We start from the raw sequence: 18,574 nt of genomic DNA, 5'->3' as shown, positions 1-18,574 counted from the left end.
CGCGTTCTTCCGCCGTTCGCGGCCCACGGGCCGAGGGCGGAAGAACGCGCGGGGGTTTCCGTCAGCGGCCGCCCTTCTTCGCGAGGGCGCAGGTGGCCGTGGCCGCCTTGTGCGGGTCGCTGACCGAGCGTGCGGTCAGGGTGAGCCGGCCCTTCGTGTGGGCGTTCGCCGTCGCGGAGACGGCGACGTCCACGTCGACCGTGGAGCCCGCCCGCGCCGTGGCCAGCTTGCTGGGCAGCCAGGCGGACCAGCCGCGGCCCGAGGTCTCGGCGGAGAGCCGGTAGACGTCCGAGTCGAGATAGCGGGCGGCGTCCTCGGGGTGCTCGCCCGGCGGGTCGGCCGCCGCACGACCGGTGTTGGTCAGCGGGAAGGTGCAGGTCGCGCGGCTCTTCACGGGGTCGCCCGACGCCTCGCCGCGGTGCAGTGCGGTCCCGCGGCGCTGCGGGCCCGCTCCGTCGAGCGACTTCACGGCGATCGTGTACGACAGCACGCCCGAGCGGCTGCGCCGGATGTCGGTGACGTAGAAGTGCAGACGGTTGGCGCGGTCGACGTACTCGTAGGAGCTGCCGGAGTCCGTTCCGGCGTGGAAGAGCGCGTCGCTGAGCTGGCGGTAGTCGCCCATGGTGATCTTCTGTTCGGTGCCGTCGGGGCGGGTGAAGTCCACCATGCCGATGTCCTCGGGGTGGGCGTCGACGACCCAGGCGAACGGGGCGCGGTCCTGGTTCTTGGTCTTGGTGATCAGTACGCCGTTGTCCGGGGTGAAGGAGTCCATGCCCATCCGGTCCACGACCTCGACCGTGTAGTTCTCGTAGCCGCCGCCGTCGCACAGCGGGTCGGTGGCGCGGTCGCAGGCGGGGGAGAGGTCGCGGGACATGGCGATGTTGACGCCGGACAGGCCCCGCGCGCCGGGCGGCGCGGACCGTGCGGTGACCTTGGCGACGACCACGCCGGACTCGTCGAGCGCGTCGCGGTCCAGGCGCAGCACGTTCTTCTCGTCCACGATGCCGAGCTTCAGCTTGTCGCGCAGGATGTGCTGCGAGCCCATCGAGCCGCCCTCGGTGGCCGGGATCTTCCAGCGGGTGTGCGGTCCACCGGGGCCGTTGAACGAGCCGCGCGACAGCATGCTCCAGATGCCGGTGTAGGCGCGGCTCAGGGGCTTGCCGTAGGGGTTGTTGTAGTTGTCGCCGATGCCCAGGATGTGGCTGAGCTCATGGGCGTACACCCCCATGCCCGAGCTCTCGGCCTGGGTGGACGAGCCGGTGACGGCGTTCGGCCAGATACGGGCGGCGGCCTGCCACGAGGTCCACGGCACGTAGCGGGTCGTGGCGGCGTTGCTGCCGGAGAGGATGGGGGACGGCGGGCCCCACGCGCCCGGCACCTGCCCCTCCGAGCCGAACTTCATCTGTCCGAACTCCTGCCACGTGGAGGACTCGTCCTGCCCCGCGGTGAGATAGAAGACGAAGTCGTACTTCGCCGCCTCGGCCTCGCCGACCTGCGCGATCCAGGCCGCCTTGCCGTTGGCGCGGATGTCCTTGCCGCACGTGCTGTCGGTGGGGCAGGCGCCCGGATTCATGCCGGGCTCGATGCCGTACTGGAACGACTTGTACGGCATGCGGTACACACCGAAGGCCTTCAGGTCGACGCCGACGCGGCCGCCGGAATCCTCCATCCAGTACTCGTTGATGGTGTGGCCGCGGTTGAGCGCGCCGGGTGTGTTGAGGAAGTCCTCGTAGAACTGCGGGAGACGGGAGCGCGGGACGTCGGCCGCGGTCGTCTGGGGGTTGCCGAAGACCGTCGAGCCCACTGGCCTGCTGACGGTGAACTCCTCGTCGGGATAGTCGAGGAGGACCAGGGCGCCCTTGAACGTCCTGTCGGTGGGCTCCAGGCCGGGGTTCGCCCAGTCGGTGCCGGGCACGGAGCGGTACTCGCTCCAGGTCATGTCATCGGGATTGCGCCAGTTCTGCGGGTCGATGGGCCTTGCCAAGGACGGCCGGCCGCGGTCGGCGGGCCCGGTCTCGTCGGGCGTCGCACGGGCCGTCCCCACCGCGGCCGTCGCCATGGCGGCGAGGACGGCGACCAGGACGGTGGCGCGACGGGCCGGGCGGCGGCGCGGACGGATGGTGGCGGATCCATGGACGGGGCGTCTGGGGCGTCTGGGACGGAGGAACATGGCTCACCTCGTGCCTCTTGCCGGAAGAAAGGGGACAAGTGCGTGACAAGCCGTTCGAGTGGTGCGTCAACCGCTGCCAAGGTAGGCCGCCCGAAGCGGTGATGCCAGAGTGCCTCCAGGGCGCCCCGTGACGGGTTCCGCGTCGGTGTCGGGGCGTCAAGTGCTCTCGGGGCGGGCAGGATTGGTGCCCCCTCACCCGGCGGGCCGCTCACCGGACCGCCCGGCGTCTCCACGCGGAAGGAGCCGACCATGGCAAAGGAGCCGACCACGGCGGGCGACCGGCACGGCCACCCGATGTCCCGCACCGGCACCGAGGCCGCGGCCCTCTACGAACAGGCACTGGAACACCTCCTGTTCTTCCGCGCCGACGTGGCCGACACGTCCCGAGAGCTGCTCGCCGCCGCGCCCCGCTCGGTCATGGGCCACGTCCTCGCCGCCCACCTCGGCCTGCTCGGCACGGAGGAGAAGGAGGCCGCCGCCGCCCGCGACGCGTTCGAACGCTTCAAGGAGCACGCGCACCGGGGCGAGATGACCCCCCGCGAGCGGATGCACGTCGCCGCCGCCACCTCCTGGCTCAGGGGCGACCTCCACCAGGCGGGCCGGGTGCTCGGCGAGATCTCCGTGGCGTACCCGCGCGACGTGCTCGCCCTCGCCGTCGGCCACCAGATCGACTTCTTCACCGGCAACGCGGCACGCCTGCGCGACCGCATCGGCGGCGCCCTGTCCGCCTGGGACGCGTCGGACCCGCAGTACGGCCCCGTCCTTGGCATGTACGCCTTCGGCCTCGAGGAGTCGGGCCACTACGAGCAGGCCCGGGAGATCGGCCTCGACGCCGTCGAACGCCGGCCGCACGACGTCTGGGGCATCCACGCCGTGGTGCACACCTACGAGATGCAGGGCCGGTTCGCCGACGGCATCCGCTACCTGGACGCCCGCACCGCGGACTGGGCGACCGGCAACTACCTCAACGTGCACAACTGGTGGCACTACTGCCTCTACGCCTTGGAGGCCGGCGACATCACGCGCGTCCTGGAGATCTACGACGCCGTTCTGCACCACGCGGAGTCGACGGGCGCGGCGATGGAACTCCTGGACGCCGCGGCCCTGTTGTGGCGGCTGCGGCTGGCCGGGCAGGACGCGGGGGACCGGTGGGGGCAGCTCGCCGACGCCTGGGCCGCCCGTCGCGACGGCCCGTACTACGCCTTCAACGACGTGCACGCCGTGATGGCGTACGTCGGCGCGGGCCGCACCGCCGACGCCGAACGCCTGGTGCGCGCACGTGAGCGGTACGTGGCGTGCAGCGGCTCCGGCGTGTCCAACCACGCCATGACCGCGGACATCGGGCTGCCCGTGTGCCGCGCGCTGATCGCGTACGGGGAGCACCACTACGACCGGGCCGTGGAGCTCCTGCTCCCCGTACGGCACCGCCTGGGGGAGTACGGAGGAAGTCATGCCCAGCGCGACGCCGTGCACAAGACGCTCCTTGAGGCCGCCCTGCGCGCCGACCTTCACGCGCTGTCCCGCACCCTGCTGAGCGAGCGCACCAACCTGCGCCCGGTCTGCCCGTACAACTGGCTGGCCCAGGCCCGACTGGCCGACGCGCTGGGGGAGGACGCACGGGCCGCGGTGGCCCGCGCCAGGGCGGACGAGCAGGCGGCCGACGGCGCGGCGGCCCTCAAGCGCTGACGCACGGACGGCTTCGGGAGGCCATAACAGTGAAATCCAGCCATCGGCTGTATCTTTCGCCTCGCGGCACAAATGTGTGTGTAGTGCAGGTATGCGGGCCGAGCTGCGGCGCGGCACAAGGGGAGTCGCATATTCCGCGCCAATGGTGAAGAAACCGTTGACACGTGACTGCACCCTGTGGCCTAGAAAGCGAGATGCCCTCTCCTCCCAGGGGATGACACATCGCACGACGCAGTACAGCGACCGTGGGTCGATAGTCCGGCTCGCAGGCGGACTTGCTCACGTCAAAGGGCGGTGAAGATTGAGGGGAAATCCTGCTGGACCCCCCTGACGTGTCGATCGCATCGGCAGAGGGTCGTCCGCGCCTGCCGAACCCGACGGGAGTCCCCTTCGCCGTGGCTACGTTCCTGTACAAACTAGGCCGCCTCGCCTTCCGGCGGCGCCGCTACGTGGCCCTGCTGTGGGTCGTGGCGCTCGCGGGCGCCATCTTCGCCTCCTCGGCGGCTCCCGCTCCGCCCGAAGACTCCTTCTCCATGCCGGGAACGGAGTCGCAGAAGGCCTTCGACCGTCTCGAGGAGCGCTTCCCCGACGCCAGCGCCGACGGAGCGAGCGCCCGCGTCGTGATCCGCGCCCCCAAGGGCGAGAAGCTCACCGAGGGGCAGCAGAAGAGCGAGGTCGGCCGGCTGGTCGACACCATAGGCAAGGGCCCGCAGGTGTCGAGCGTCGACGACCCCTTCAAGGCCGACGCCGTCAGCAAGGACGGCACCACCGCCTACGCCTCGGTCACCTACAAGGTCACCGCCTCCGAGCTCACCGACGAGGCCAGGGACGCGCTGACCAAGGCGACCGACAAGACGCGTGACGCGGGCTTCACGGTCGAGACCGGCGGTGACGCCGTCATGGCCGAGCAGGAGATGGGCGGCAGCGCCGAACTCATCGGCATCGCCATCTCCGCGGTCGTCCTGATCCTGACCTTCGGTTCGCTGGTCGCCGCGGGCATGCCGCTCCTGACCGCGATCATCGGCGTCGGCATCGGCATCTCCGGCATCGCGGCGCTCGGCAGCACCCTCGACCTCTCCGCCACGACCTCCACGCTCGCGATGATGATCGGCCTCGCCGTCGGCATCGACTACGCCCTCTTCATCGTCTCCCGCTACCGAGCGGAGATAGCCGAGGGCCGCGAACCGGAGGAAGCCGCGGGCCGGGCCACCGGAACCGCCGGATCCGCCGTCGTGTTCGCCGGCCTCACCGTGGTCGTCGCCCTCTCGGGCCTCTCGATCGTCAACATCCCGATCCTCACCAAGATGGGTCTGGCCGCCGCGGCCACCGTCGTGATCGCCGTCCTCATCGCGCTCACCATGATCCCCGCGCTGCTCGGCTTCGCGGGCCGCAAGGTGCTGCGCCGCAAGGACCGCAAGAAGTCCGCGAGCGAGCTCGCCGACCCGAACGCGAAGCCGAAGCTCGGCACCCGCTGGGCGCGCTTCGTCCTGCGCCACCCGCTCTCCGTGCTCCTGGTCGCCGTCCTCGGCCTCGGCGCCGTGGCCGTGCCCGCCGCCAGCCTGGAACTCGGCCTGCCCGACGAGGGCTCGTCCGCGCCGGACACCACCCAGCGCAAGGCGTACGACATGCTGTCCCAGTCCTTCGGCGCCGGCTTCAACGGCCCGCTGATGGTCACGGTCAGCAAGGACGCCGACGTCGCGGGCGCCGCCAAGACCGTCGGCGACTCGATCGCCAAGATCGACGGCGTGGCCGCCGTGACGCCCGCCCAGCCCAACAAGGCCGGCGACACCGCGATCCTGAACGTCATCCCCAAGACGGGCCCGAGCGACCACGACACCGAGGAACTGGTCAAGTCGATCCGCTCGACCGCCGACGGAATCGGCGCCGACACCGGCTCCGAGATCCTGGTCACCGGCCAGACCGCGATGACCATCGACTTCTCGCAGACGCTCGACGACGCACTCCTGCCCTACCTCGGCCTGGTCGTCGGACTCGCCTTCCTGCTCCTGATGCTGGTGTTCCGCTCCGTCCTGGTCCCGCTCAAGGCGGCCCTCGGCTTCCTGCTCTCGGTGGCCGCCGCGCTCGGCGCCGTGGTCGCGGTCTTCCAGTGGGGCTGGTTCGCCGACATCGTGGGCGTCGACCAGCCGGGCCCGATCATGAGCATGATGCCGATCTTCATGATCGGTGTGGTCTTCGGCCTGGCGATGGACTACGAGGTCTTCCTCGTGACCCGCATGCGCGAGGCCTACGTCCACGGGGCGCGCGCCGGCGAGTCGGTCGTGACCGGCTTCACCCACGGCGGACGGGTCGTGGCCGCGGCCGCGATCATCATGATCAGCGTCTTCTCCGGCTTCATCATGGAGAACGACGACATGATCAAGATGATGGGCTTCGGCCTGGCCATCGCCGTCCTCTTCGACGCCTTCGTCGTCCGCATGGCGATCGTGCCCGCCGTCCTCGCCCTGCTCGGCAAGTCCGCCTGGTGGCTGCCGCGCTGGCTGGACAAGGCGCTGCCGAACGTGGACGTGGAGGGCGAGAAGCTCCACAAGAACCTCGGTGACACCGGGGCGCCCGAGGCCGAGACGGACCGGGAACTGGCCCCCGTCGGCCGCTGACACACCGCGGTCCTCACTGAGCGGGCCGGCCGGGACACCCCACAAGTGGGGGAGTGCCCCGACCGGCCCGCTCGGTCGTTCCCGGGGGCACGGGCTCTCAGCGGCGGTCCGCGTAGACCATCCAGACCTGGCCGGGGGCGAAGGGCATCGGCTCGCCGCTCGGCCGGGTGAACGTGGTGCCGCCGGTGGCCGTGGGGCGCTCCCAGCGCGTCGCGTACCGCTTGCCGTCGCGCAGCACCGTCGCCTTGCCGCGGCCGACCGTCTCGATGTACGGCGTCACCGCTCCGTTGACGTCCTTGAAGCGCGACGGGCGCATGTTCACGTACTGGATCACGATGGTGCGGGCGCCGAGCTGCTGCCCCGACGTGCTGCGGGCCGGGGCGCCGTCGAAGGACGCGAGCCAGCGGCCCTGCCGCGGCGACCAGCGGAAGGTGTGGCTGGTGGAGGCGTACCTGACGGTCCGCGCGGCGGTGCGGGCACCGCCCGCCGGAGCCGGGCCGAAGCGGAAGCCGATGTCGCCGGGGCGATCGGCCCGCGGCGCCGAACGCAGCAGGGCCTTCGGGCGGACGAAGAGGTTGTGCGGGGCGGGACGCCCGCTGTGGCGGAAGTACGCGCCGGGCACACGGCCGTGCGAGCGCGCGTAGAGCGGTGACTTCCGCAGCACCTTCTGCAGGGCGCTGCGCACCCCGGAGTAGGCGAGGGCGGGCCGCCCGAACTGGCGCAGGAGCTCGATGTCCGACTCGCGCGCACTGCGCACCGGCCCGACGGCCTTCGGGAGTTTGCTGGAGTACACGCCCATCAGGCGGCTCATACCGCCCTCGACCTTCTCCACGTAGACGATGTCCGCCCGGTCGAGACCGGTGTGCGGCCGGGCGCGGCGCGCGTTGTCGAACTTCACGGCGAGGACCGGGTTCTGTCGTGCCGACTGCCCGGTGAAGGGCGAGGTGATCCGGGGCGCCGGGGCGTCCTCCGGGGAGGGGGCGCTCGCGTACGAGGGGGCTCCCACGGTGAGCGAGGCCGTGGCGAACAGCGCGAGCACTTTCGCGCCGACGCGAGTGCTGCGGGTGGCCCGGACTCTCGATGCTGCCTTCAAGGCGTCTCCATTCGTGGCGGGGCGGCAGCCGCAGATGTACCTCCCGCGCCGGTACGGTCAATCACGCCTGGGCCATCCACCGGCGCCCCGTCACTCTTTCCGGGGGACGGCCCGCGTGGCGCCGCGCAGAACGGCACCGCGGACGTGCCGGGCCCCGCGTCGGAGGAATCACGGGCATGGCAGCGCTGAGCGCGGCCCTCCCCGTCGAAGCCGCCCCCGCCGCCGGACACCGGGGCCCGACCCGCGTGCCACGCGGCGTCCGCCCCGCGCCAGAGCCGGCACAGCCGTTGAACAGGAGCGCACGCGGCGGTATGCGCGCTCGCGCGTGCCACCACCGCGACCGGCGCGCAAGTTGTCAGCACGTCTGATGCGCACTAATGTCACCACGCCTTGGTGAACGGGAAATCCGGTGTGATGCCGGTGCGGCCCTCGCCACTGTGATCGGGAAGTCCGGCTCCAGCCCTCGCGGCAGCCACTGGGTACGCACGTACCCGGGAAGGCGGAGTCCGGTCGGTACGACCCGTCAGCCAGGAGACCGGCCAAGGCGCGTTGTCCATCCACGAGGTGCTGGAGAGGGTCTGCCGAGCCATGCACATAGCCGAGGGTTTCCTCCCGCCGGCGCACGCGATCGCCTGGGGCGTAGCGTCCGCGCCGTTCGTCGTCCACGGAGTCCGCTCCCTGACCCGTGAAGTCAAGGAACACCCGGAGAGCACGCTGCTCCTCGGCGCGTCCGGGGCCTTCACTTTCGTCCTTTCCGCCCTGAAGATCCCTTCCGTGACGGGCAGTTGCTCGCACCCCACGGGGACCGGGCTCGGAGCGATCCTGTTCCGCCCACCGATCATGACGGTGCTCGGAACCATCACCCTGCTCTTCCAGGCGCTGCTGCTCGCCCACGGCGGGCTCACCACCCTGGGCGCCAACGTCTTCTCCATGGCGATCGTCGGGCCCTGGGCGGGATACGCCGTCTACCGGCTCCTCAAGCGGTACGACGTGCCGCTCATGGTCGCCGTCTTCTTCGGCGCGTTCGTCGCCGACCTGTCCACGTACTGCGTCACCAGCGTCCAGCTGGCTCTGGCGTTCCCCGACCCCAGCAGCGGCTTCCTGGGGGCCCTCGGCAAGTTCGGTGGCATCTTCGCCGTCACGCAGATCCCGCTGGCGGTCAGCGAAGGCCTGCTCACCGTCCTGGTGATGCGGCTGCTCGTGCAGTCGAGCAAGGGCGAACTCACCCGGCTGGGCGTGCTGTTGCAGCGCAAGCAGACGTCCGCGAAGACCGCGACGACCGCGAAGACCGCGACGACGGAGCCGACCGAGACGCAGACGGGGGCCAGTGCCTGATGAGCCGTAACGCGAAGATCAACACTCTGCTGCTCCTGATCGTCGCCGCACTCGCCGTGCTGCCGATCGCGCTCGGACTCGGCGACGACGAGGAGGAGCCGTTCACCGGCGCCGACGCCCAGGCGGAGACGGCGATCACCGAGATCGAGCCGGACTACGAGCCGTGGTTCTCACCGCTGTACGAACCTCCCTCCGGCGAGGTCGAGTCGGCGCTCTTCGCCCTCCAGGCGGCCCTCGGCGCGGGCGTCCTCGCCTACTACTTCGGGCTCCGCAAGGGCCGTAGGCAGGGCGCGGAACAGGCGCGCGCGGAGCGGCGTGGCGAGCCCTCCGGGGACCCGGCCGACGCGGACGGCGGCCGGGCCGAGACCGAGCAGGTCTGACCCGGCGTGCTGCCCATCGACGCGGCGGCGCACAGCAGTCGCTGGCGCCGCCGTCACCCCGTGGACAAGGCCGTGCTCGGACTCGGCCTCACCGTTCTCGCCATCTCGCTGCCGCCCTGGCCGGGCGCCGCCCTGGTCCTGGCCGCCGCACTCGTCCTGCTGCTCGGCCCCGCGGGCGTGCCGCCCCGCAAACTGTGGCGCGCCTACCGTGTGCCGCTCGGCTTCTGCGTCACCGGCGCCCTCACCCTGCTCGTCCAAGTGGGCGGCCCCGACGGGTTCGTGACGTTCGCCGAGGACGGCCCTGCGCGTGCGGGAGGACTGATGCTGCGGACCTCCGCGGCCTCGCTCGGCGTGCTCCTGTTCGCGTTCACCACACCGATGTCGGACCTGCTGCCCCGCCTCGTGAAGGCGGGCGTGCCCGCGCCGGTCGTGGACGTGGCACTCGTCACGTACCGGATGAGTTTCCTGCTCCTGGACTCCATGAGCCGCATCCGGCAGGCGCAGGCCGCGCGTCTCGGCCACACCACCCGCGCCGCGACGTGGCGTTCCCTCGCGGGTCTCGGCGCCACCGCGTTCGTGCGCGCCTTCGACCGGGCGAGCCGCCTCCAGGCCGGCCTGGCAGGACGGGGCTACGACGGCACCCTGCGCGTGCTCGTGCCCGAGGCCCGCATCTCGCGCCCGTTCATCGCGGCGGGCGCGGTCCTTCTCGTGGGCCTGGTGGCCCTCACCCTCGTACTGGAAAGGTTCCTCCCATGAGCGAGCCGAGGGCTCTGCGCGAGCCGGACGCTCCCGCAGGACCGCACACGTCCGTGGTCGCCCTGCGCGCGGCGGCGTACGCGTACGAGGACGGGCCCACCGTCCTCAGCGGCCTGGACTTCGACATCGTCGACGGACGCGCGCTCGCGCTGCTCGGGCGCAACGGCAGCGGCAAGACCACCCTCATGCGCCTGCTCAGCGGCGGACTGCGGCCCGCCGAGGGGAGTCTGACCCTTGAGGGGACCCCGGTCACGTACGACCGCAAGGGCCTGACCCGGCTGCGCACCACCGTGCAGCTGGTCGTCCAGGACCCGGACGACCAGCTGTTCGCCGCATCGGTCGAGCAGGACGTGTCGTTCGGCCCCCTCAACCTCGGCCTGCCCGACCCCGAGGTCCGATCCCGGGTCGCCGAAGCGCTCGCCGCCCTCGACATCACCCCGCTCGCCGACCGGCCCACCCACCTGCTCTCCTACGGCCAGCGGAAGCGGACCGCCATCGCCGGCGCCGTCGCGATGCGCCCCCGTGTCCTCATCCTCGACGAGCCGACCGCCGGACTCGACCCCGACGGCCAGGAACGTCTCCTCGACACCCTGCAAGGGCTGCGGGACGCGGGCACGACGGTGGTCATGGCGACCCACGACGTCGACCTGGCCCTGCGCTGGGCGGACGACGCGGCGCTGCTCACTCCCTCCGGCGTACGGACGGGACCGGCCGCGGAGATGCTGGCCCGACGCGACCTCCTCGTACAGGCCGGCCTGCACCTTCCGTGGGGCATCGCGGTCGGCGAACTGCTGCGCGCCCACGGCCTGCCGACCGGCACGGGCGAGGGCCCGCGCACGGCGGAGGAGTTGGCGGCGCTGGTGGCGGGACCGGTGGGCGGGGCGGACGGCGTCTGACCGGCTCAGGGCCTCAGCAGTGCCGGTACACGTACCCGTCCTCGCCCGCCGGCCGGACATCGCGGTCGCGCAGGGTGATCGACAGCTTCTTGCCCCAGGTGCGGCACGCGGCGTCGAAGTCCTTCGTCACGTACTCGATGTCGAAGACCTTCCCGTCGTACGCGGACGTGAAGTCGGGGCACTCCTTGTAGTGCGCGCACTCCTCGGTCACCGCGAAGTCGAAGCCGATCTGCTGGCGCCGGTCCAGCAGATCGGTGGTGTTCTTCTGCGCGATGGCCAGGCCCTGGCTGTGCGCGCGCCGGGCGAGGAGGCGGGCGAAGGCCGCCGCGTCGTCGGTGGTCAGCAGACCGTCGGAGCGTTCGTAGGAGTCGAGGTTGTCGGGCTCCACCGCGTCGAAGCCCGCCTCCGCGCAGCCGTCGATCCACTCCCCGACGATCTCGGCGAGCGCCTCGCGCTTCTCGCGCGTGGAGATGTCGAGGAGCGGCTCCTGCCAGTCCTCGTCGACGACCGTCCGCCCCTCCTCGTCACGGAGGACGAGATCACGGTGCTCGCGCTCCCACCAGCGCGCCGCCTTCTTGCCGGGCTGGGCCTGGAAGGCGTTGACGTAGCAGATGTTGTAGAGGTCGGGGGCCGGGTCGGCGGTGCGGTCGCGCGAGACGGCCCGCACCTTCGCCGGCGGCTTGTACGGGCCGCCCAGCTGATAGTCGAAGGTCGCGTTCACGGGCGGCTGCCGCACGTCGTCCTCGCCGGATCCGGCGGACGTGCCGGACCCGGCGGTCGAGCACCCGACGAGGAGCGCGAGCAGCAGCGTGCCGCCCATCGCGCTCCGCAGAGTGCGGTTCTTGCTGGTAAGCCACTTGATCCCGTTCACCCGGCCATGATCGCAGAGGTCAGGAGAGCTTCAAGGCGGCCGCCGTCCGTTCGGCCATCCCGGCCTCGCCGAGCGCGTTGGGATGCACGGGCACGAAGTTCGTACCGAAGAGGACCGGCTCGATCCACCGCTGCCCCGCCGGGCGGCACGCGTCGTGCGCGTCGGACGCGGCGGCCATGTCGACGAACGTCGTGCCGGTCTCCCCGGCGGCCCGCTGCGCGGCGCCGTTCAAGTGCGCTTGCAGGTCACGGAGGTAGGGCACGTCGCCTTCGGCGAGGGGCATCTTCGCGAAGCAGCCCGGTACGGCCTTCGCGGGGGTGATCCACGGGTAGCCGAGAATCGCGATCTTCGCCTTCGGTGACTTCGCCTTGATCTGGTTCAGGGAGTTCTTGATCGCCGGGTACGTCGTCGCGTCGATCTGGTCCTTGAACTTGCTGCCGTAGAGGTCCTTGCAGGGGCTTCCCTTGCCGCCCGAGAGGATGCCCGCGCTGCCGCAGGCGAGGATCGCGTTGATGAAGGTGCTGTTGTCGTTGCCGCCGATGGTGAGCGTCACCAGCTCCGTGTCGCTCTTCAGCGCGTCGAACTGCGGGGCGACGCCCGGGTACTGGGACGTGGTGAAGTGCTGCGTCTGCGCGCCGCCGCAGGTCACGTCGGTGAGGCGGGCGCCGAGGGAGGAGGCGAGGAGGTGCGGGTAGTTCAGCGAGGTGCGGGCACACAGGAGCGGGGCGCCGGGGGCGAGGGGCAGCACGCCCGAGCCGGCGCTGTAGCTGTCGCCGAGGGCGACGTAGCGCAGCGGATCACTGGTGTCGGGAGCGGCGGCGGCCGGCCCCGCGCCGAGGCCGAGGGCGGCGATTCCCGTGACGGCGGCGAGGGCCGCCACGGTGCGCTGCGGTCTGGGCATACGCATGAACGTTCTCCTCCGGGGGAGAGGGCGTGGGGGGTGGAGCTCGTGCAACGTAGTTCACGATCTTGCAACCCACTACGTGTGCGCATGCGCATTCCCGCCCGGAGTCTTGGCACTTCGGTGACAACCACACGAACGGCCCGACATCCGTGCGGGGCGAACAGCGGGCTTTCGCTGCTCGCCCCGCACGGATGTCGGGCCGGTGCGGTGCCGGACGCCCCGAAGGGCGCGGGGTCAGTCCTTGAGGATGCGGCGGATGTTGTCGGCGCTGCCGCACTCCGCCGCCAGCTGCTTCTCGCGCTCCGCGAGGAAGGCGGTGCCGAGCTCCTCGCGCCGTTCCATGGCGACGTTCTCACGGGCGCCGTTGAGGATGGTGCGCTCTTCCTCGTCGGCGTGGTGGTTGACGGCCTCGACGAGCTTCTCCAGCTTCTCGTCCCATTCGTCCGAGCCGACGTCGTCGACCTCCAGCAGGGCGAGCAGCGCCTTGTTGCCCTCCTCGTGCTCCTCCTCGCCGTGCTCGACCTCTTCGTCGTCGATGTTCTTGAACCGGCGGAGCGCGGGGTAGACCTCCGCCTCCTCGGCCAGGGCGTGGGCGATGAGCAGGTCGGCGAACTCGTTCAGCGCCGCCGCCCGGTCGGCCTCCACACTGCGCATCTTGCGGAAGAGGTCCTCCATCGTCCGGTGGTCCTTGAGGATCAGCTCGACGACGTCCTTCGTTGGGGCCATCGGGGTCTGCCTTTCTGAGATCTGGGGTGCTACGGGAGCCGTGTACCCCGCACGAGCCGTTCGATGAGCCGCTCCACCTCGTCGGCGTTGAGGTGGAGGAGCAGTGCGTCCTCGGGTGCGCCCGGGGCGGCGGGGGCGACGACGAGCCGTACGTGTTCGCCGGTCGGTTCCGGGGGCGGGGCGGCGAAGGACGGGGGGAGTGAGGTCCGCCAGGAGATCAACGCGTCGCGAAGACGGCCGTGTGCCGAGGAGGTGTCGCGCGCGGCCCAGCGCGTGGTGACGGCGTCGAGACCGTCGGTTCGCGGCGCGGTGTCGTGGGTGCGTGCCGTGCTGTTGGTGGCTGCTGTGCTGTTGGTGCTTGCTGTGCTGTTGGCCATGGAGTCATCCTGGCCACTCCCGGCGGCATCCGCCTCCGGTCGGCCGCAGAGGGAGTAGGCAGGGGATGGGCGGGAGTAATGAGGTGGGGGCGCACGGGCTGTACGGAGTCACACGGGCCGCACCCGACTGCGCAGGAGACAGAACTCGTTGCCCTCGGGGTCCGCGAGGACGTGCCAGCTCTCGGTGCCGGACTGGCCGACGTCGGCGCGGGTGGCGCCGAGGGCGAGCAGCCTCTCCAGCTCGGCGTCCTGGTCGCGGTCGGTGGCGTTGACGTCGATGTGGAGCCGGAGCTTGCCGTTGCGTGGGTCTTGCGTGGGGCCGATGACGAGTGTCGGCTGCGGGCCGCCGGCGCCGCTCTCGGGCCCGATCTCGATACTGCCGTCGTCCTCCCTCCCCAGCTCGATGTAGCCGAGGACGTCGCGCCAGAACGCGGCCAGCCGTTCGGGGTCGGCCGCGTCGATGACCAGTTCAGTGATTCGGCATGCCATGAGCGGCACCCTACTGTCGGTGCCCGGCGGAGCAGGACTGTTTTTCCCGGACTTCGCGGGGCAACCGAGGGGTGCAAGGGCTGTGCGGACACCGTACAGCGGAAAAACAGCTATTGAGCCAGCGCCCTTTGGAGGCCCGATCATGCTGAAGGCCATTGCAGACGTTCTCCGAGCCATTGGCGGAGCCATCGCCACGGTGGTCACCCTGCCGTTCCGTGCGGTCGCACGACTCTTCGGCGGTGCTTCCGACACGGCGCACGGTCACCACTGAAAAAACAGCTCTATAAAAAACAACTCTATAAAAAGACATGGGAAGGGGGCCCGGGCTGAGCCCGGGCCCCCTTCCCATGTCCTGTTTTCCCGCTCCCGCGTATTTACCGCGCCCGGTTACCAGTAGTGCTTGCGGCCGCCGACCGAGTGTCCGACAGCACCGAGGACCCAAAGAACCGCACCGATGACAAGAAGTGCGACGCCGATGGTCCAAAGGATGGAAACACCGGTCAGCAGACCGATGACGAGCAGAATGAGACCGAGTGCGATCATGGATCCTCCAACCCTCGGAACGATTACAGTGTACGCCTGATCAGTGACCCGAGCCGTAATAGCCGCCGAGCTGGTCGCGGTACGCGGGGTCGCCGAGGTGCTTTTCCTTGTCGAACTCGGGAGCGTTCTTGATCTGCTCCTTCGTGAGCGAGACCAGGATTCGCCGCTCTTCGTTGTCGATGGCCGTCACGGTGCTGGCGGGGAGGAGGACCTCCTTGCCGAAGATCCATACACCGGTGTCGACGACGATGTACTGGTTGGCGACCTCGTCGGAGTGCTTGTCGACCTTGCCGATATGGCCGTCCGCCGCCTCGACCTTGTAACCCGTGAGGTCGCTGTCGGGGCCGTGCCCTGCAGTCGGAACGTAGCTCCACATGTCGTTGTTCATTCAGGACTCCTTGATCGATACCTGAAGTGCAGGATGATGAATATCGGAGGGAGTCAATGATCAACCGCTCCTGAACTCCGGGTGTCCTGTGGAGGCGCCCTCAAACCCTCTGGGTGAAATAAAAAAGCCCGCCCCTTGAGGTTCACGTCAGCCTTTGATGTTCACGTCGATACACGCGCAGAACGCGCTCGAGGTGTCCGCGATGTTTCACACGGTGAGAACCTGTGACCACTCGTGGGCCAGCTCGGTGAAGGCGCGCGCGGCGGCGGTCCGGTAGCCGCTCTCGCGGTGCAGCAGCGTCACCGTGCGGGCGGGCAGGGCGGGGTCGAGCGGGACGGTGTGCAGGCCGGGGCGGTCCCGGGTGAGGGCGTCGGGCAGGACCGTGGCCAGCGGGGAGTGCCGGACGATCTCGGTGAGAGCGTTGATCGAGGTGGCCTCCACGGCGACGTCCGGCCGTACCGCGTGTCGTGCGAGATGGGCGTCGATGTGCACGCGGGTCGCGAAGTCGCCGGTGAGCAGCGCGAGTCGGACGGTGGCGAGCTCGTCGAGCGGCAGGGGAGCGGTGCGTCCGGCGTGCGGGTGCAGGTCGCCCACCACGAGGCTGAGGCTCTCGGTGAACAGGTCCGCTGCGGCCAGGCCCGGCAGGTGTGCGCCCTGGAAGGCGATGCCGAGGTCGAGCTCGTCGGCGAGGAGGGCGGGTTCGATGCGCTCCTGGGGGAGCTCGCGCAGGGACAGCGTGATGCCGGGGTGGCGGGCGTGGAGCAGGGCGGTGAGCGGGCCGACGAGGTAGGCGGTGAAGGTGGGCGTCACGGCCAGGCGCAGGGTCCCGCGGGACAGGTCCGTCACATCGTGCACGGCACGTTCGGCCGCCGCCAGGTCCTGGAGGGCGCGTCGTGCGTGGGGGAGATAGGCGGCGCCGGCGTCGGTGAGGCGCACCGTGCGGCCGCTGCGGTCCAGGAGCGGGACGCCGACCGCGCGCTCCAGCTGGCGGATCTGCTGGGACAGCGTCGGCTGGGAGATGTGCAGCTCCTCGGCCGCCCGCGTGAAGTTGCCGTGCTCGGCGACGGCGAGCAGATAGCGGAGGTGACGGAGTTCAGGGGCCATGCCCCGACTATAGATGTCACCGATAGAAGTCATGGCTACTGCGTCTTGGACGCTATAGGTGCAGGTCGTGCAGGGTTGTTCTCACGAGCCCGAGTCCCACAGGACACAGGACACAGGGCCGTGACCGGAGCTTTCGCAGCTTCAGAAGGGAGTGACCGTGCAAGACCTCGCAGCAGGACTGAGACGCTTCCAGCAGGACGTCTTCCCGGCCAAGGCGGAGCTGTTCGCGGGCCTGGCCGTTCGCCACGCACCGGACACGCTGTTCATCGGCTGCTCGGACGCCCGCGTCGTGCCCGAGCTGATCACCCAGCGCGAGCCGGGCGAGCTGTTCGTCATCCGCACCGCGGGCAACCTCGTACCGGCGCACGCGCCGTTCGCCGCCGACGGGGTGGCCGCCGGTGTCGAGTACGCGGTGACCGTGCTCGGCGTCACCGACATCGTGGTGTGCGGGCACTCGGCATGCGGCGCGATGACCGCCCTCGCCGAGGGGCACGACCTGAGCGGCACCCCGGCCGTCGCCGAGTGGCTGCGCCACGCGGACGACACCGTGGCCCGCACCCCCGGGTCCGTGACCGGGGCGGACCGCGTGCGGGCCCTGGTGCGCGAGAACGTACGCGCCCAGCTGACGCGCCTGACGACCCACCCCTCCGTCGCCCGGGCCCTGGCCCGCGACGAGCTGACGCTGCACGGCTGGGTCTACGACATCGCCACCGGCTCCGTCGAGAACCTCACCGCGGCCACGGCCCCGGCGGCCTGACGCCCCGCCGCACAGCACCCCGCCTCACAGCACCCCGAACCCCGAACCCCCGCCCCCCGAAAGGACACCCTCATGATCCACGCCCAGTTCGACCCCACCGCCCGCCAGAACCTCGCAGTCCGCGCCGTCGAGGCCAAGGTGCGCGAGGACCTGTCCTGGCAGCAGATCGCCGACGCGGCGGGCCTCTCCGTCGCCTTCGTCACCGCCGCGGTGCTCGGTCAGCACGCACTCCCCGCACCCGCCGCGAAGGCCGTCGCCGAGCTCCTCGGCCTGGACGACGACGCGGCGGCGCTGCTGCAGACCATCCCGACCCGCGGCTCCATCCCCGGCGGCATCCCGAGCGACCCGACGATCTACCGCTTCTACGAGATGCTCCAGGTCTACGGCACCACGCTGAAGGCCCTGGTCCACGAGGAGTTCGGCGACGGCATCATCAGCGCGATCAACTTCAAGCTGGACGTACGGAAGGTCGCCGACCCCGAGGGCGGCGAGCGCGCGGTGATCACTCTGGACGGCAAGTACCTGCCCACCAAGCCGTTCTGATCCGTGGTCCGGGGGCCCGGCCGTGCGACGGCCGGGCCCGCCGCGCGCCTACGATGCGGGGAGGGCGCGCGTCTACGATGCGGGGCGGGGGCGACGCGGGGCGGACGGAGTGACGGGTGACGCAGACCGACGACGTGGTTCTCCTGGTGCGTGACGTGCTGGGCGACGCCGACCTCGTGGGCGTCTACCCGCACGGCTCGGCCGTCCTCGGCGGCCTGCGCCCGCACAGCGACATCGATCTGTTCGTCGTCGCCCGGCGCCGCACCACCGCAGGGCAGCGCCAGGCCCTGACCGACGGGCTGCTCGCCCTCTCCGGCAGCGGAGCCCCGGGCGGGCCCCTGCGCCCCGTCGAGCTGACCGTCGCCGTCCAGGGCGACATCCGTCCCTGGACGTACCCGCCCCGCGGTGAATTCCAGTACGGGGAGTGGCTGCGCGAGGCGTACCTGCGCGGCCGGACTCCGGAACCCGGGCCCAACCCGGACCTCGCGCTCCTGATCACGATGGTGCTGCGGGGCGGAACCGCACTCCGGGGGCCGTCGCCGGAGCGGGTTCTCGACCCGGTGCCGCCCGCGGACGTCACCCGCGCGATGGTCGACGGCGTTCCTGAACTGCTCGCCGAGCTGGACACCGACACCCGCAACGTCCTGCTGACCCTCGCCCGCATGTGGACGACCCTCGCGACCGGCGACATCACGGCCAAGGACGCGGCGGCCGACTGGGTCCTCGACCGACTTCCGGCCGAACACCGGCCCGTTCTGGCCCGCGCCCGTGCCGTCTACCTAGGCCTGGAGGACGAGCGCTGGGACGACCTCCTCCCGCAGGTCGAACCGCACGCCCGGTACGTCGTCAGGGAGATCGAGCGGCTGTCCCCGCGCGCCTGAACACCCTTGATCGCAGGGCGAGTTCGCATTCCGGCCGGTTCCCGACCCATTGACATCCGA

Annotated in this window: 20 protein-coding genes and 1 riboswitch; of the genes, 10 read left to right on the top strand and 10 right to left on the bottom strand. The window is 70.8% G+C overall.

All coding sequences use genetic code 11. The features are described from left to right. Positions 1-61 precede the first annotated feature (61 nt). Positions 62-2,170: a M6 family metalloprotease domain-containing protein gene (locus tag AC07DO_RS07445; protein ID WP_479057699.1), complete on the bottom strand. Its 2,109-nt coding sequence runs from the start codon at positions 2,168-2,170 to the stop codon at positions 62-64. A 249-nt stretch (positions 2,171-2,419) separates the two neighbouring features. Here AC07DO_RS07445 and AC07DO_RS07440 point away from each other — a divergent pair, with 249 nt between their 5' ends. Beyond that, positions 2,420-3,856 (top strand): tetratricopeptide repeat protein, encoded by a 1,437-nt coding sequence (locus AC07DO_RS07440; protein WP_479057698.1) that lies wholly within the window; start codon positions 2,420-2,422, stop codon positions 3,854-3,856. A 395-nt stretch (positions 3,857-4,251) separates the two neighbouring features. Beyond that, on the top strand, positions 4,252-6,471 hold the full coding sequence (locus AC07DO_RS07435) for an MMPL family transporter (RefSeq protein ID WP_479057697.1): 2,220 nt from the start codon (positions 4,252-4,254) through the stop codon (positions 6,469-6,471). A gap of 97 nt (positions 6,472-6,568) precedes the next feature. Here the strand turns inward: AC07DO_RS07435 and AC07DO_RS07430 are convergent, their stop codons facing one another. Then, positions 6,569-7,564 (bottom strand): DUF3048 domain-containing protein, encoded by a 996-nt coding sequence (locus AC07DO_RS07430; protein WP_479057696.1) that lies wholly within the window; start codon positions 7,562-7,564, stop codon positions 6,569-6,571. A 374-nt stretch (positions 7,565-7,938) separates the two neighbouring features. Further along, positions 7,939-8,122, top strand: a riboswitch (cobalamin riboswitch). A 30-nt stretch (positions 8,123-8,152) separates the two neighbouring features. Between AC07DO_RS07430 and AC07DO_RS07425 the strand changes: the two genes are divergently transcribed. Genes AC07DO_RS07425 through AC07DO_RS07410 form a run of 4 tightly spaced genes read left to right on the top strand, consistent with a single transcriptional unit; the run spans position 8,153 to position 10,931 of the window. Further along, positions 8,153-8,899, top strand: a complete 747-nt coding sequence (locus AC07DO_RS07425; protein ID WP_479057695.1) for an energy-coupling factor ABC transporter permease — start codon at positions 8,153-8,155, stop codon at positions 8,897-8,899. After that, entirely contained in the window at positions 8,899-9,279 is a 381-nt protein-coding gene (locus AC07DO_RS07420) for an energy-coupling factor ABC transporter substrate-binding protein (protein WP_479057694.1), read from the top strand. The genes AC07DO_RS07425 and AC07DO_RS07420 overlap by 1 nt, the downstream gene beginning before the upstream one ends. A 6-nt stretch (positions 9,280-9,285) precedes the next feature. Next, a complete protein-coding gene (cbiQ, locus tag AC07DO_RS07415) occupies positions 9,286-10,035 on the top strand; it encodes a cobalt ECF transporter T component CbiQ (protein WP_479057693.1) in 750 nt (249 codons plus the stop codon). Beyond that, positions 10,032-10,931, top strand: a complete 900-nt coding sequence (locus AC07DO_RS07410; RefSeq protein ID WP_479057692.1) for an energy-coupling factor ABC transporter ATP-binding protein — start codon at positions 10,032-10,034, stop codon at positions 10,929-10,931. The genes cbiQ and AC07DO_RS07410 overlap by 4 nt, the downstream gene beginning before the upstream one ends. A gap of 13 nt (positions 10,932-10,944) precedes the next feature. Here AC07DO_RS07410 and AC07DO_RS07405 read toward each other — a convergent pair whose 3' ends face one another. The 5 genes from AC07DO_RS07405 to AC07DO_RS07385 all read right to left on the bottom strand — a co-directional run bounded on the left by AC07DO_RS07405 (position 10,945) and on the right by AC07DO_RS07385 (position 14,298). Continuing rightward, positions 10,945-11,751, bottom strand: coding sequence for an endo alpha-1,4 polygalactosaminidase (locus AC07DO_RS07405; RefSeq protein ID WP_479058553.1), 807 nt, complete (start codon positions 11,749-11,751; stop codon positions 10,945-10,947). 70 nt (positions 11,752-11,821) lie between these two features. Then, entirely contained in the window at positions 11,822-12,703 is an 882-nt protein-coding gene (locus tag AC07DO_RS07400; protein WP_479058552.1) for an SGNH/GDSL hydrolase family protein, read from the bottom strand. Between the two features lie 237 nt (positions 12,704-12,940). Next, the gene (locus AC07DO_RS07395; protein ID WP_479057691.1) at positions 12,941-13,432 is read right to left on the bottom strand and encodes a hemerythrin domain-containing protein; all 492 of its coding nucleotides are present in this window, start codon (positions 13,430-13,432) and stop codon (positions 12,941-12,943) included. A 29-nt stretch (positions 13,433-13,461) separates the two neighbouring features. Further along, a complete protein-coding gene (locus tag AC07DO_RS07390; RefSeq protein WP_479057690.1) occupies positions 13,462-13,809 on the bottom strand; it encodes a hypothetical protein in 348 nt (115 codons plus the stop codon). Positions 13,810-13,917: 108 nt separating this feature from the next. Continuing rightward, entirely contained in the window at positions 13,918-14,298 is a 381-nt protein-coding gene (locus AC07DO_RS07385) for a VOC family protein (protein WP_479057689.1), read from the bottom strand. A 142-nt stretch (positions 14,299-14,440) separates the two neighbouring features. On the opposite strand from AC07DO_RS07385, the gene AC07DO_RS07380 reads away from it, so the two are divergent. After that, positions 14,441-14,569 (top strand): LPFR motif small protein, encoded by a 129-nt coding sequence (locus tag AC07DO_RS07380; protein WP_263398772.1) that lies wholly within the window; start codon positions 14,441-14,443, stop codon positions 14,567-14,569. A gap of 116 nt (positions 14,570-14,685) precedes the next feature. Here the strand turns inward: AC07DO_RS07380 and AC07DO_RS07375 are convergent, their stop codons facing one another. The 3 genes from AC07DO_RS07375 to cynR all read right to left on the bottom strand — a co-directional run bounded on the left by AC07DO_RS07375 (position 14,686) and on the right by cynR (position 16,333). Continuing rightward, the gene (locus AC07DO_RS07375) at positions 14,686-14,841 is read right to left on the bottom strand and encodes a DUF6131 family protein (protein ID WP_165284346.1); all 156 of its coding nucleotides are present in this window, start codon (positions 14,839-14,841) and stop codon (positions 14,686-14,688) included. Positions 14,842-14,881: 40 nt separating this feature from the next. After that, the gene (locus tag AC07DO_RS07370) at positions 14,882-15,229 is read right to left on the bottom strand and encodes a PRC-barrel domain-containing protein (protein WP_150181948.1); all 348 of its coding nucleotides are present in this window, start codon (positions 15,227-15,229) and stop codon (positions 14,882-14,884) included. Positions 15,230-15,436: 207 nt separating this feature from the next. After that, entirely contained in the window at positions 15,437-16,333 is an 897-nt protein-coding gene (gene cynR / locus AC07DO_RS07365; RefSeq protein WP_479057688.1) for a transcriptional regulator CynR, read from the bottom strand. A gap of 157 nt (positions 16,334-16,490) precedes the next feature. Here cynR and AC07DO_RS07360 point away from each other — a divergent pair, with 157 nt between their 5' ends. The 3 genes from AC07DO_RS07360 to AC07DO_RS07350 all read left to right on the top strand — a co-directional run bounded on the left by AC07DO_RS07360 (position 16,491) and on the right by AC07DO_RS07350 (position 18,514). Continuing rightward, entirely contained in the window at positions 16,491-17,090 is a 600-nt protein-coding gene (locus tag AC07DO_RS07360; RefSeq protein ID WP_479057687.1) for a carbonic anhydrase, read from the top strand. A 72-nt stretch (positions 17,091-17,162) separates the two neighbouring features. After that, positions 17,163-17,633 carry a cyanase gene (cynS, locus tag AC07DO_RS07355; RefSeq protein WP_479057686.1) on the top strand — a complete coding sequence of 157 codons (471 nt, stop codon included), beginning with the start codon at positions 17,163-17,165 and terminating at the stop codon, positions 17,631-17,633. Positions 17,634-17,749: 116 nt separating this feature from the next. Next, the gene (locus tag AC07DO_RS07350) at positions 17,750-18,514 is read left to right on the top strand and encodes an aminoglycoside adenylyltransferase family protein (protein ID WP_479057685.1); all 765 of its coding nucleotides are present in this window, start codon (positions 17,750-17,752) and stop codon (positions 18,512-18,514) included. Positions 18,515-18,574: the final 60 nt, after the last annotated feature.

This window comes from Streptomyces sp. NPDC045678, from assembly GCF_056432085.1.
The sequence above is the reverse complement of the archived record's forward strand: the minus strand, read 5'-3'. Positions and strand labels throughout refer to the sequence as shown.

What these genes read in the sequence shown, in the direction of transcription:
- AC07DO_RS07445 (WP_479057699.1), bottom strand. Translation starts at nt 2,170, where the DNA reads ATGTTCCTCCGTCCCAGACGCCCCAGACGCCCCGTCCATGGATCCGCC.
- AC07DO_RS07440 (WP_479057698.1), top strand. Translation starts at nt 2,420, where the DNA reads ATGGCAAAGGAGCCGACCACGGCGGGCGACCGGCACGGCCACCCGATG.
- AC07DO_RS07425 (WP_479057695.1), top strand. Translation starts at nt 8,153, where the DNA reads ATGCACATAGCCGAGGGTTTCCTCCCGCCGGCGCACGCGATCGCCTGG.
- AC07DO_RS07420 (WP_479057694.1), top strand. Translation starts at nt 8,899, where the DNA reads ATGAGCCGTAACGCGAAGATCAACACTCTGCTGCTCCTGATCGTCGCC.
- AC07DO_RS07410 (WP_479057692.1), top strand. Translation starts at nt 10,032, where the DNA reads ATGAGCGAGCCGAGGGCTCTGCGCGAGCCGGACGCTCCCGCAGGACCG.
- AC07DO_RS07405 (WP_479058553.1), bottom strand. Translation starts at nt 11,751, where the DNA reads ATGGGCGGCACGCTGCTGCTCGCGCTCCTCGTCGGGTGCTCGACCGCC.
- AC07DO_RS07400 (WP_479058552.1), bottom strand. Translation starts at nt 12,703, where the DNA reads ATGCCCAGACCGCAGCGCACCGTGGCGGCCCTCGCCGCCGTCACGGGA.
- AC07DO_RS07395 (WP_479057691.1), bottom strand. Translation starts at nt 13,432, where the DNA reads ATGGCCCCAACGAAGGACGTCGTCGAGCTGATCCTCAAGGACCACCGG.
- AC07DO_RS07390 (WP_479057690.1), bottom strand. Translation starts at nt 13,809, where the DNA reads ATGGCCAACAGCACAGCAAGCACCAACAGCACAGCAGCCACCAACAGC.
- AC07DO_RS07385 (WP_479057689.1), bottom strand. Translation starts at nt 14,298, where the DNA reads ATGGCATGCCGAATCACTGAACTGGTCATCGACGCGGCCGACCCCGAA.
- AC07DO_RS07380 (WP_263398772.1), top strand. Translation starts at nt 14,441, where the DNA reads ATGCTGAAGGCCATTGCAGACGTTCTCCGAGCCATTGGCGGAGCCATC.
- AC07DO_RS07375 (WP_165284346.1), bottom strand. Translation starts at nt 14,841, where the DNA reads ATGATCGCACTCGGTCTCATTCTGCTCGTCATCGGTCTGCTGACCGGT.
- AC07DO_RS07370 (WP_150181948.1), bottom strand. Translation starts at nt 15,229, where the DNA reads ATGAACAACGACATGTGGAGCTACGTTCCGACTGCAGGGCACGGCCCC.
- cynR (WP_479057688.1), bottom strand. Translation starts at nt 16,333, where the DNA reads ATGGCCCCTGAACTCCGTCACCTCCGCTATCTGCTCGCCGTCGCCGAG.
- cynS (WP_479057686.1), top strand. Translation starts at nt 17,163, where the DNA reads ATGATCCACGCCCAGTTCGACCCCACCGCCCGCCAGAACCTCGCAGTC.